Here is an 11,829-nt window from a genome sequence, read left to right as displayed (position 1 = left end):
AGCCACTTTGCGGACAAGATGGTCTTTGGGAACGAGTTGTTCGAGACTTATCATCTCGAGTTCATATTGTGGAGAGACGGTATTTTTGAGCATAGACATTTCCTTTTTCGATATGCCTATTAGATTAAACCTCTAGATGGATGTCTAGAGGTTTGTCAGCGGTCTGATCGTCTATGTGATACATAGACGGGTTGGGTGAAATTAATGGTTGATATTTTTTTCATCGAAACCAAGTAACGTGATTAATCAGATTCGAAAGTTATAGAAAGTTTGATAATAAGGCTATTGTAATCAATAAACATAAGGCATATACTAGTAATATATGCCTTTATTGATTTTAAGGAGAATGATATGCAAAAAGCCAGTATTTTTAAAAATAATCGCAACCAAGCGATTCGTTTGCCGCAATCGGCGGCATTTCCGGAACATATTAAACAGGTAGAAGTGGTGTGTATAGGTAATACTCGGATTTTGACTCCCATCGGTGAGCGTTGGCAAACTTGGGCCAAAATGCCTTCTCAATTAACGGATGATTGTTTTATGGAAAGAGAGCAACCTGTCGAGCAAGAGCGAGAAGGATTTTAGCCTATGAAATATATGCTTGATACCAATATTTGTATTTATGCGATTAAACGTAAGCCGATCTCCGTTGTAGAACAATTAATAAAACATCAAGATCAGGTTTGTATTAGTTCGGTAACATTAATGGAATTATACTATGGTGCTGAAAAATCATCTGCTCCCGAACGTAATCGTTATGATATTGACTATTTTGTAGCGAATTTAGTCGTTTTAGATTATGACCCGTTAGCGGCAGCGCATACCGCAGAAATTCGGGCAGATCTTGCAGCAAAGGGAACGCCCGTCGGTTCTTATGATAGTATGATTGCAGGACATGCTCGAAGCTTGGGACTGGTTTGCGTAACGAATAATACAAAAGAATTTGAACGGATCGCAGGGCTACGATTAGAAAATTGGTGGCAATTAAATTAGTTATTTTAGAAATATAATCGCAAAGACAAAAAATTCTTGTTATAGTAGCGAACATTATTTTTAGTTTCAAAAGGAGAAATTATGTACTTAGAACAAATTAAAGCAGAGTTGCTGGAGGCACAAGATGTGTTGGAAAAATTTGTCAATGATGAAAATAATATAAAATTGATCCAACAAGCGGCGTTATTGATTTCCGACAGTTTCAAGCAAGGCGGCAAGGTGCTTTCTTGCGGTAACGGCGGTTCGCATTGCGATGCTATGCACTTTGCGGAAGAATTGACCGGGCGTTATCGTGAAAATCGTCCGGGTTATCCGGCGATTGCCATTTCCGATGTCAGCCATTTGAGCTGTGTGAGCAATGACTTCGGCTATGATTATGTGTTCTCCCGTTATATCGAAGCGGTTGGGCGGAAAGGCGATGTGTTGTTCGGTTTATCCACTTCCGGCAATTCGAAAAATGTATTGAATGCCATTAAAGCGGCGAAAGAAAAAGGTATGAAAGTGATCGCTATGACCGGCAAAGATGGTGGTCAAATGGCCGGTTTGGCGGATGTGGAAATTCGCGTGCCGCATTTCCGTTATGCAGATCGTATTCAAGAAATTCACATTAAAGTAGTTCATATTTTAATGATGTTAATTGAATTTGAAATGGCAAAAACAGCATAAAAAAACACCGCACTTTTTATTTATGGAATCCTTGAGTAGCGTAACTCAAGGATTTTTTATTTTTATCGCAAAATAAATTTGCATAATTATGCAGATAATATTAATATTATTGCAATTTTTTAGGCGATAATGTAATAAAATGACAATAAGTATTAAAAACCTTAATTTTTTTTATGGCGATAATCAAGCCTTATTTGATATTAGCCTGAGTGCCGAACCGGGCGAAACAATCGTATTGCTCGGGCCGAGCGGGGCCGGGAAAAGTACACTTATCCGTACTATGAATTTATTGGAAATGCCTCGTTCCGGCGAGCTTTCCGTCGCAAATAATACCTTTGATTTGGGTAAAAAGCTCGATCCGAAACAAATGCGTCAATTGCGTCAGGATGTGGGCATGGTATTTCAACAATATAATCTGTGGCCGCATTTCACCATTATGGAAAATCTGATTGAAGCACCGATGAAAGTGTTGGGCGTAAGTGAAAGCGAGGCGAGAGCACAAGCGAAAGAGCTATTATCCCGTTTACGTTTGGAAGGCTATGAGGATCGCTTTCCGCTGCAACTTTCCGGCGGTCAACAACAACGTGTCGCCATCGCCCGTGCATTGATGATGAAACCGCAAGTGCTATTGTTTGATGAACCGACCGCAGCATTGGATCCGGAAATTACCGCACAGATCGTATCCATTATTCAAGAATTGCAAGAAACCGGTATCACGCAGGTTATTGTTACGCACGAAGTGAATGTAGCACGTAAAGTCGCAACAAAAGTCGTGTATATGGAACAAGGTCATATTATTGAAATAGGGTCGGCGGAATGCTTTATGAATCCGCAAACCGAACAGTTTAAACAGTATTTATCTCATTGATTAAGGAACATAACATGAAAAAATTATTTCTAACCGCACTTTTAGCAGGTACTGCCTTTGCGGCTCAAGCACAAGATATTACTTTTGCGGCAGAGCCGTCTTACCCGCCATTTGAAAATACCAATGAAAAAGGCGAGATTATCGGCTTTGATGTGGATGTGGCAATGGCTATTTGTAAAGAAATTCAAGCTAACTGCAAATTTATCAGTCAAAGTTTCGACAGTTTAATTCCGGGCTTAAAAGCGAAAAAATTTGATGTAGCGATGTCAGCTATTGATATTACGGATGCCCGTGCAAAACAAGTGTTATTCAGCGACCCGTATTATGACAGCTCAGCCAGCTTTATTTCGGTGAAAGGTAAAGCGGATTTAACCACGGCAAAAAATGTTGGCGTACAAAACGGCACGACTTTCCAACAATATATTGTAGCTGAAGCGAAACAATATGATGCGAAACCTTACGCTTCATTGCAATCAGCGATCTTAGATTTGAAAAACGGTCGTATCGATTTGATTTTCGGTGATACCGCTGTATTGGCTGATTGGATGAAAACCGATGATTCATTAGAATTTAGCGGCGAAAAAGTAAATAATAAAAGATATTTCGGTAATGGTTTAGGTATCGCGGTAAATAAATCCAACAAACAATTAGCGGCTGATTTGAATAGTGGATTAAGCGTGATTAAAGCTAATGGCGAATATCAAAAAATCTATGATAAATGGATGACCAATAGCAAATAATTGTTATGTTTGTCGATTATCTTCCTTTAATGTATTCCGCTACCCTGATTACTTTAGGGTTAGCGGTTTGTTCGTTGCTTTGCGGGTTGCTGTTATCACTGGTATTTGTGGTTATGGAAACCAGTAAACTTCGTTGTATTCGCCAACCGACTTCAGTTGTGGTTACGCTATTGCGTGGCTTACCGGAAATTTTGGTGGTCTTTTTAATTTATTTCGGTTCTACGGAATTATTGGAATTTATTACCGGTGATTATGTGGAATTCAGTGCATTTAGCTGTGGTGTGGTGGCGTTATCCATCATTTTTGCCGCTTATGCTTCTCAATCTTTACGCGGTGCGATTCAAGCGATTCCGATCGGACAATGGGAATCCGGTGCGGCTTTAGGTTTAAACCGTGCTCAAACATTCGTACGCATTGTTATGCCGCAAGTATGGCGTCATGCTTTGCCGGGATTAAGTAATCAATGGTTGGTATTGTTGAAAGATACCGCATTGATTTCATTAATCGGAGTAGAAGATTTAATGCGTCAAGCTGAGTTAGTCAATTCAAACACGCATCAACCGTTTACGTGGTATGGCTTTGCCGCATTGATTTATTTGGTAATTACCTTAATAAGCCAACTAATCATTCATCGCTTAGAATTGCGGTTTACCCGCTTTGAACGGGGAGTGAAATAATGTATCAAGATTATTTTATGACCATTTTACAAGGCGTACCAACCAGTTTGGCGTTGACAGTGGTATCTCTGCTGATTGCATTTATTATTGCGGTATTTTTGACTTTCCTGCTTTCCATGGAAAACCGAATCATAAAATGTGTGATTCGTGCCTATGTCATGGTATTTACCGGCACGCCGCTATTGGTGCAGTTTTTCCTGATTTATGCCGGGCCGGGACAATTTAGCTGGATGACGGAAAGTCCACTATGGGTTCTGTTTTCAAACGCTTGGTTTTGTGCCATGTTGGCTTTGGCATTAAACAGTGCGGCATATTCCATTCAATTGTTCCACGGTGCGGTGAAAGCGATTCCGAAAGGACAATGGGAAAGCTGTGCTTCGTTGGGTTTAAGCCGTTGGCAAACTTTAAAAATTTTGATTCCTTATGCTTTAAAACGTGCATTGCCGTCTTATAGCAATGAAATTATCCTTGTGTTCAAAGGCACATCCCTGGCATCCACCATCACGATTATGGATATTATGGGCTACGCCAGACAACTTTACGGCACGGAATACGATGCTTTAACAATTTATGGCATTGCAGGTGTGATTTATTTGGTCATTACCGGATTGGCGACATTGTTGTTAAGACGATTGGAACGCAAAGTGCTGGCATTTGAACGATTGGAAAGTACCTCATAAAAAATAAAGTGCGGTGAAATTTTTAAAATTTCCACCGCACTTTTCTTTATATTTCGGATGATTAGACTTCAATTAGTCCTAAGGCTTTGCGTCCGTTGATGCTGGCGATATTCACCATTGCATCTAAGTTCGGGAAGCGGGTTCCGGCGGCGAGTAAACTGAGTTCTTGCCACATATCGCCTTCGCATAGCGGAACCATGTAGTCACAGATATTATCAGTACCGATTGCTACGGTGATACCTTCCGGAATCATTTCATCTGCCGGGGTTAAGGCATTGTGGAACGGCATTAGTTCTTCTTTTCGGTTGCTGTCGATCCATGCCATCGGACAGGCGATCATCATCATTTTGGCCTGACGCATTTTTTCATATAAACGATAACGGTATTCTTTTGTGTGGGAGCCGATGGAAATTCCGTGAATGGCAACCACTCGACCTTGCATACCGTGTTCGATAGTTTTATCGCAAAGCTGTTCCGTTTCTTTTTCCGTCGGTGTGTTGAATTGGTCTACGTGAACGTGGCACATGATGCCGAGGGATTTTGCTTTATCCAGTAAAATATCCATGGCTTCCAAACCTTTACCGTGATCCAGTTCATCACGATAAGGCAAGCCGCCGATCATATCCACCATTTCGGAACCGATATCAAACCATTCTTTGGCTTCCGGTTCGATAACGCCTTTTAAGGTTTGATTAGCGAATTTTAAGGTAATATCGTGTTTATATATTTCGCGGGCGCGATGAGCGGCGATAATGGCCCGATCGCGACAAACAGGGTCGATGTCGACAAAGGTACCGAATGCGGTTACCCCTTGAGAAATCATTAATTCAATAGCTTGGCTGAAACGGGCGTAATAATCCTCTACTGTGGAAGTACGTTTGATTTCATCCACTAAATCCCATTTTTGCTGTAAATTGGCTGTTTGATAAATACCGATTTTTTCCGGTGTCATGGTGAATGCACGGTCGGCATGTGCATGTGCGTTTACCCAACCGCCTTTTTTGATGATTTCATCACGCACATAGCTTTTTAGAGTTGGTATCAGGCTGCTCATAATTGCTCCAATAAATTAATTGTTCAGGTGAAACGGAAAGGTCGATACTGCCAAAATGGGGAGAAGAAAAGAGAAGAAACTGTATTTAATCAAAAATGGAGCATAGACACCTGAATTTAGAGTAAAATCAGGCGATAAATGGGGAATGTTATGAAAAATTCTCGGATTTTTAATTAATAACATCAGTATCTAGTTCCTACATTGGCACTAGAACGATAGTATAATGACTTGTGATTTTAAAAGCCAGCACTATTTAGGAAGATTTTATGCCCACCATCATCGTATTTGGCAATATTAATGAATTTTATCCCTTTGATAAAATTCCTGCGGCGTTATTAACCGCTAAGTTACGACAACCGGCCACTGGCAATACGCGGATCTTACGTCGTTATGAACATAGTCGTCTGGCTCATTTTTTATTATGGCGAAGTCTGAAAATGTACGGAATTGATCCCGCACTTTTGAGCGAGATTTATACCACTGACAGCGGTCGTCCTCAATTTCCCGCAGAGCATATCGAATTTAATATCAGTAATTCCGGTAATTGGGTGGCGGTGATTGTCAATATTCGGGAAGCGGGTATGTCAAGAGAGAAAAGTGCGGTGGGAATTGATATAGAATCACCGCATAAACAGCGGGATTTTATCCGTTTATTGCAGCATTTCGCTCCGCAGGAGGAAATTCAATGGTTTCGACAACAACAGGATCAAAGCAGTGCTTTTTATCGTTGTTGGTGTCTTCGGGAGGCGGTTTTAAAATCTCAAGGTGTGGGTATTCTCAAGCTTTCCGAAGTGGATCATCAACCGATAAAGCATCGTATTTATTCTGCATATTGTCCTCAAGGACAGTTTATTTTTACTGATGAATTGCCTTTTTATCTTGCAGTTTTTGCGGCGGGAAACGCGCTCAATGATGCACGATATTTTCATTGGCATTCTGAAAAACTGAATGAAATTCAATTACAAAGTTCGGTTGATTATCACGTAAATTTTGGTTGAATATTGAGCAAGTATCATGAGTTTATGTGATATAGTTCAAATTTTAAAAAAAAAGTGGAATTCTTGAATTTTTTTTTACTAAATGAAGCTGTATGCTATCAACACGAATTTTATAAGGCAGTATTAAATGACAGATATTCAAACATTTACCCAACAAGATATCGAAATTCTAAACGAAGAAATTCTATATAAGGGGTTCTTTACATTAAAAAAAATTCAATTTCGCCATAAATTGTTTGCCGGCGGAATGAGCGATATGGTTACTCGAGAGTTGTTAATGAAAGGGCGTGCGGCGGCAGTCGTTGCGTATGATCCGCAGAAAGATACCGTAGTGTTAGTGGAACAGGTGAGAATTGGTGCTTATGATCCGGACTCACCTTATTCACCTTGGTTGCTGGAACTTATCGCCGGTATGGTGGAAGAAGGGGAAGAGCCGGAAGAGGTTGCCTTACGGGAAAGCGAAGAAGAAGCCGGTATTGAAGTACATAATTTGAAATATGCACTGAGTTTTTGGGATAGTCCGGGTGGACAATTAGAACGCATTTATGTGTATGCCGGTCAGGTGGATTCTGATAAAGCCAAAGGATTGCACGGATTGGCGGATGAGCACGAAGATATTCGTGTACGAGTGTTAAAACGCGAGCAAGCCTATGAATGGTTGTGCGAAGGTAAAATCGACAATGGAATTGCTGTGATAGGATTACAGTGGTTGCAGTTAAATTATCAACAATTACAACGAGAATGGTTATAATTCTCTAATTAATAAAGTATTTCCCGGGAGTGAGATGTGTTAAATACATTAATCTATGATGCACGAAAAAATGAAGCGAAAGATCTTGTGGTTCGATTCATTCAAATCACGGATCCTCACTTATTTAAAAATGAAGACACCGAATTACTGGGAATTAATACGCAAGCCAGTTTTGAGCAAGTGCTTAAAGAAGTAAAACAATCTGATTTTGACTATGATTTTGTACTCGCCACCGGCGATTTGGTGCAAGACAGCAGTAAAGAAGCCTATCAGCGTTTTGCCGAACAAATAAAGACTTTAGGTAAAAACGTTCATTGGATTCCGGGCAATCATGATTTTCAGCCGACGATGTTTGAAGTCCTAAATCAAGCGGATAACAGAATTAGTGCAGTAAAACATTTATTGGCCGGAAAACGTTGGCAAATCATTATGTTAGACAGCCAGGTATATGGCGTGCCGCACGGTCAGTTGATTTCTTATCAATTGGATTGGTTGTTGTCGAAATTAAAGGATCACCCGCAACGTTATTCTTTGATTGTGTTGCATCACCATATTGTTTCCACTAATTCCGAATGGCTCGATCAGCATAATTTACGTAATGCACAGGAACTCTCGGAAGTGCTGGCACCATTTAATAATGTGAAAGGTATTTTATACGGGCATATTCACCAACAGGTGGATACGCAATGGAACGGCTATCAAGTGATGGCTACGCCTTCTACCTGTATTCAGTTTAAACCGGATTCTCATCATTTTGCTTTGGATACTTTACAGCCGGGCTGGCGTGAAATCGAGCTCTATGAGAACGGCGAAATCAAAACCTGTGTAAAACGGATTCGGCAAAAGGCATTTTTGCCGGATTTTAAGGAAGAAGGGTATTAAGCAAATCCTTAATTTCTAAACGTAAAGAAGCCAACCATTCTTTATAATATTGGTTGGTTTTTTTATTCAGCATATTTTCCAAATTTGTTAATTCATAACGATGAATTAACCGACGAATAGCCGGTAATGCGGCAGCAAAAGTGCGGTGAAAATCAGCAAAATTTTGTAAACTTTCCATATCTTGTGCGGATAATTGCCAGTCTATGGGATATGCGGCAAATTGACTGCTTAGCGGATGATTCTGCAAAGGGATATTACGTAAAAATTGTTGTTGTGCCGATTCACATAAATATTTTCCTAGTGCATTAAGCGGTCGCACCGCCAATGCAGGATAACAGCCGCTAGTGGCTTCTTTGTGTTCGCCAAAATGCACCAAATTAAAGCCGCATTTTTGCCAAAATCGGGCAAGCTCAGGCGTGTAACCAAAACTGACGGATAAATAATCATATTCAGCTTGGCTGTCTTTTGCTATTTGATTCATGAGCAGTTGTCCGATACCGTTCTGTTGCAGTTTGGGTAGCACAGCAATTCTGGAAACCCGCAAGGATTTCAATCGGCACGCGTCGGCTAAATGATATTGATAACATAATAATTGCGAGCCTAAATTCCCCGGCGGACGGCGTGTGCCTTTGGGAATGGCGGAAATCAGTTCATCATCTTGCATACCACCTTCAATCACTGTCCATACACATCCGAGTAGATTATCATTCTGTGCGAACCAAAACTGCTGTTTCGGCGCGTCAAACAATCGGCGTAAATCAATGGGCGATGTACGATAATGTGCCTGTGTCAGTAAGCCGTAAAAATGGTGTAATAATACCGGTTGATTAATCAAATCAGTTTGCGAAAGTGCGGTCACTTTTGACGGTTTTTTTGATAATTCTGCTTGTGGCAAATGATCTTCCGCATCTAACAATAATAATTCGTCAATCAGTTTTTCCAACGGATCATTATCCGCCCAGCGTAATGGTTCGGTTAATTCAAAGGATTCAGAAGTGCGGTGGGTATTTTGCATAAATTTCAGCTTAAATCCCCGCCCTGTGCCTTCATAGCTGTGAATGGTTGTGGTAAATAAAATATGGGAAAAAGTGCTGCAAAAGCAATGCAATAATTCCAAGGGGATCATCGCCGCTTCATCTACAAATAACCAACAATCCTGAAACTGCTGCGGTGATTGACGGATTTGCCCGCATAAGGCATCGGGAGAGATAAATTCAATTTGCGTTTGAGCAAAATCTTGTAGAATTTTCACCGCACTTTTATTGGGGGCGGTGAGATAAATTTTTGCTTTCAGCTGATTTGCCAATAATCCCGCCAACGCAGATTTACCACGTCCACGTTTGGCGGTGAGAAAATAGAGATCGAATTGTTGTTTTAGGATTTCTGTAATGATTTGTTGTTGCGATTGAGTTGGTTTTTGATCAGCTCGGTTTAACTCTTTCACTTTTACGGGGGAAGGTTCATTAATGCGATTATTCGACATTATTTCTTTAAAATATCTGCGGAAATTCGGCGTTGTAATGGTTTGCGGTTCACCGCTCCAACGCAGGGAATCCAAATCAGTTTGGTGTTCCCAATCCGCCCAATCCTGTACCAATAAAAATAACGAACCACCGGCTTTTAATGTACCGCCTGCAATGGCTAAGGCCTCTAAATTTAATGCGGTGCGGGCATCACAAATAATGCAGTCAAATTCCTGACCGAGCAGATTGGCAGCTTTTTTAAAAGAGAAATAAGAAATTTTAAATTCGGGGGAAATATCGCCAATCCATACCGTATTTTGGGAATGATTAAAGTGCGGTAGGATTTCTGAAAGTTTTTCATTTTCAATCAGATAAATTTGACGGTCAGGCAATTTCGGCATTATTTTTCGCTAATGTAAGGATCTTCAAAGCCGAGAGATTGCATAATTTCAGTTTCCAGACTTTCCATCTCGATCGCTTCGTTATCTTCAATATGATCGTAGCCAAGCAAATGTAAACTGCCGTGTACCACCATATGAGCCCAATGTGCCATCAGCGGTTTGTTTTGTTCTTTTGCTTCTTGTTCAACCACTTGGCGGCAGATGATCAGATCACCGAGTAGCGGCAGCTCCACTTCCGCAGGGCTTTCAAAAGGGAAAGACAGTACGTTGGTGGGCTTGTCTTTACCGCGATAGGTGAGATTCAGTTCGCGGCTTTCCGCTTCATCCACTATGCGGACGGTCATATCCAGATCTTGAATTTCAGGTCGAACGGCAGTAATCGCCCATTGTTCGATTTGTTCCAGTGTGGGTAAGCCTTGTTCATTTTCACAGGCGATTTGTAGATCGATATTGACGATTTTCATTTCAATAATTCTCTTTCTAATTTTTCCTGTTCCGCATTAAGTTTTTCTAATTTGCGTTGTTCCGTGCGTTCTTGGCGGCGGATTTCGTCGGCGGCTTCCCATTTTTCGTAAGCCTGAACGACTTTTGCGACAACCGGGTGGCGGACGATGTCTTTACTTTCAAAATAATTAAAACTTAATTCCGGCACATCGCCCAACACTTCCATTGCATGCCGTAAGCCGGATTTTTGGCTGCGGGGTAAGTCGATTTGGGTGACATCGCCGGTAATCACTGCTTTGGAATTAAAACCGATACGGGTTAAAAACATTTTCATTTGTTCGATGGTGGTGTTTTGACTTTCGTCTAAAATAATAAAGCTGTCATTCAGCGTACGGCCGCGCATATAAGCCAATGGTGCGATTTCAATTACATTGCGTTCCATCAGTTTTTGTACCCGTTCAAAGCCAAGCATTTCAAATAACGCATCGTATAACGGACGTAAATAGGGTTCGATTTTTTGCCCTAAATCGCCGGGTAAGAAACCCAATTTTTCACCGGCTTCCACCGCCGGGCGGGTCAGCAAAATACGGCGGGTTTCTTGGCGTTCCAAGGCTTCCACCGCGGCAGCTACCGCCAAAAAGGTTTTTCCCGTTCCCGCCGGGCCGATACCGAAACTGATATCGTGACGCAAGATATTATGCAGATATTGAATTTGATTTGCCCCACGCGGTTTAATCAAGCCGCGTTTGGTTTTGATGGTGGTGGCATAGACTTTGCTTTCATCACGCTCATTTTCATCATTATTCTGCAATAATAAGCGACTTTCCTGAATGGCGATATGTACGTCTTCCAAATCCAGTTCTTTGATTTTGCCCTGAATCGGTGCGGTTTCCAAATATAAATCCTGAATTAATTTCACCGCACTTTTGATCAGACTTTCGTGATGGGGTTTCGGCTGTTCATCGGCAGATTGCAGGGTAAAAGTAAAATTACGCCGTGAAATCACTAAATTAAATGATTTTTCAATGAGCTCCATATGTGCATCAAATGCCCCGCAAAGGGATTGCAAACGACCGTTATCCTGCGGTTCAAGGGTGAAAGTTTCGGTGTACAAAATTGTTTCCTATGTTTTGTTGAATTGTGTGAATTGTACTTGATTTTTGCCGGATTTAATAGATATATGCCGAGTAAGAAAATGCGGTCAAAACCGAC

At 41.0% G+C, this 11,829-nt stretch carries 14 protein-coding genes; 10 read left to right on the top strand and 4 right to left on the bottom strand.

Annotated features, from left to right (window positions below; all coding sequences use genetic code 11):
* Positions 1-351 precede the first annotated feature (351 nt).
* From vapB to artM, 7 genes are all read left to right on the top strand, one after another.
* Complete coding sequence (gene vapB, locus EDC44_RS02695; RefSeq protein ID WP_131975115.1) at positions 352-585, top strand: type II toxin-antitoxin system VapB family antitoxin; 234 nt, start codon at positions 352-354, stop codon at positions 583-585.
* A gap of 3 nt (positions 586-588) precedes the next feature.
* On the top strand, positions 589-993 hold the full coding sequence (gene vapC, locus EDC44_RS02690; protein WP_243647882.1) for a type II toxin-antitoxin system tRNA(fMet)-specific endonuclease VapC: 405 nt from the start codon (positions 589-591) through the stop codon (positions 991-993).
* 81 nt (positions 994-1,074) lie between these two features.
* Entirely contained in the window at positions 1,075-1,659 is a 585-nt protein-coding gene (gene lpcA, locus EDC44_RS02685) for a D-sedoheptulose 7-phosphate isomerase (protein WP_131975113.1), read from the top strand.
* A gap of 139 nt (positions 1,660-1,798) precedes the next feature.
* Positions 1,799-2,527: an arginine ABC transporter ATP-binding protein ArtP gene (gene artP / locus EDC44_RS02680; RefSeq protein WP_131975111.1), complete on the top strand. Its 729-nt coding sequence runs from the start codon at positions 1,799-1,801 to the stop codon at positions 2,525-2,527.
* Positions 2,528-2,541: 14 nt separating this feature from the next.
* Positions 2,542-3,267 carry a lysine/arginine/ornithine ABC transporter substrate-binding protein gene (locus tag EDC44_RS02675; RefSeq protein WP_131975109.1) on the top strand — a complete coding sequence of 242 codons (726 nt, stop codon included), beginning with the start codon at positions 2,542-2,544 and terminating at the stop codon, positions 3,265-3,267.
* A 5-nt stretch (positions 3,268-3,272) separates the two neighbouring features.
* Positions 3,273-3,944 (top strand): arginine ABC transporter permease ArtQ, encoded by a 672-nt coding sequence (artQ, locus tag EDC44_RS02670; protein WP_131975107.1) that lies wholly within the window; start codon positions 3,273-3,275, stop codon positions 3,942-3,944.
* Entirely contained in the window at positions 3,944-4,624 is a 681-nt protein-coding gene (gene artM, locus EDC44_RS02665) for an arginine ABC transporter permease ArtM (protein ID WP_131975105.1), read from the top strand. The genes artQ and artM overlap by 1 nt, the downstream gene beginning before the upstream one ends.
* 61 nt (positions 4,625-4,685) lie before the next feature.
* Here artM and EDC44_RS02660 read toward each other — a convergent pair whose 3' ends face one another.
* The gene (locus EDC44_RS02660; RefSeq protein WP_131975103.1) at positions 4,686-5,678 is read right to left on the bottom strand and encodes an amidohydrolase family protein; all 993 of its coding nucleotides are present in this window, start codon (positions 5,676-5,678) and stop codon (positions 4,686-4,688) included.
* 266 nt (positions 5,679-5,944) lie between these two features.
* On the opposite strand from EDC44_RS02660, the gene EDC44_RS02655 reads away from it, so the two are divergent.
* The 3 genes from EDC44_RS02655 (at position 5,945) to cpdA (ending at position 8,309) form a co-directional block, all read left to right on the top strand.
* Positions 5,945-6,676 carry a 4'-phosphopantetheinyl transferase family protein gene (locus EDC44_RS02655; RefSeq protein WP_131975101.1) on the top strand — a complete coding sequence of 244 codons (732 nt, stop codon included), beginning with the start codon at positions 5,945-5,947 and terminating at the stop codon, positions 6,674-6,676.
* 127 nt (positions 6,677-6,803) lie between these two features.
* Positions 6,804-7,427, top strand: coding sequence for an ADP-ribose diphosphatase (nudF, locus tag EDC44_RS02650; protein ID WP_131975099.1), 624 nt, complete (start codon positions 6,804-6,806; stop codon positions 7,425-7,427).
* A 36-nt stretch (positions 7,428-7,463) separates the two neighbouring features.
* A complete protein-coding gene (gene cpdA / locus EDC44_RS02645) occupies positions 7,464-8,309 on the top strand; it encodes a 3',5'-cyclic-AMP phosphodiesterase (RefSeq protein WP_424276051.1) in 846 nt (281 codons plus the stop codon).
* Here the strand turns inward: cpdA and EDC44_RS02640 are convergent.
* From EDC44_RS02640 to EDC44_RS02630, 3 genes are read right to left on the bottom strand one after another with little or no spacing between them, the layout of a single operon-like run.
* Positions 8,290-10,173 (bottom strand): tRNA(Met) cytidine acetyltransferase TmcA, encoded by a 1,884-nt coding sequence (locus EDC44_RS02640; protein WP_131975098.1) that lies wholly within the window; start codon positions 10,171-10,173, stop codon positions 8,290-8,292. The genes cpdA and EDC44_RS02640 overlap by 20 nt on opposite strands.
* Positions 10,173-10,637: an rRNA maturation RNase YbeY gene (gene ybeY / locus EDC44_RS02635; protein ID WP_131975096.1), complete on the bottom strand. Its 465-nt coding sequence runs from the start codon at positions 10,635-10,637 to the stop codon at positions 10,173-10,175. The genes EDC44_RS02640 and ybeY overlap by 1 nt, the downstream gene beginning before the upstream one ends.
* Positions 10,634-11,731, bottom strand: coding sequence for a PhoH family protein (locus EDC44_RS02630; protein WP_243647881.1), 1,098 nt, complete (start codon positions 11,729-11,731; stop codon positions 10,634-10,636). The genes ybeY and EDC44_RS02630 overlap by 4 nt, the downstream gene beginning before the upstream one ends.
* Positions 11,732-11,829 lie beyond the last annotated feature (98 nt).

Source organism: Cricetibacter osteomyelitidis (assembly GCF_004340985.1).
Classification (GTDB): domain Bacteria; phylum Pseudomonadota; class Gammaproteobacteria; order Enterobacterales; family Pasteurellaceae; genus Cricetibacter; species Cricetibacter osteomyelitidis.
The sequence above is the reverse complement of the archived record's forward strand: the minus strand, read 5'-3'. Positions and strand labels throughout refer to the sequence as shown.